The organism is Treponema sp. R6D11, from assembly GCF_054786075.1.
In genome coordinates, this window is sequence record NZ_BDHD01001384.1 from 1 (window position 1) to 314 (window position 314).

General features: G+C 43.0%; 1 protein-coding gene. It reads left to right on the top strand.

Annotation, left to right across the window (positions count from 1 at the left end):
• Positions 1-128 precede the first annotated feature (128 nt).
• Positions 129-314, top strand: a 186-nt coding sequence (locus ACYVTD_RS18855) for an aldo/keto reductase (protein WP_461249110.1), incomplete at its 3' end; no start/stop codon positions are given.

A 314-nucleotide genomic window follows, 5' to 3' on the forward strand; every position in this document is an offset into this window, starting at 1 on the left:
ATAATAGGGATATTACCAGTAATATGTAGGTTGTTTTCATTTTCAATAAAATATAAGAAAAAATGGATATGACGGCAAGAAAAATATTGATTGTTATTGTATACTATTCCCAGCCCCAAGGAGGCATTATGCAAAAGACAGTTTTCGGCAAAACCGCTTTAACCGTAAGCCGCACGGGATTCGGCTGTATCCCAATCCAGCGGATTTCCTACGATGAAAGTACGGCGCTTTTACTGCACGCCTACGATAACGGCGTTACTTTGTACGATACCGCCAACGGGTATACGACCAGCGAAGACAGGCTAGGAACCGCG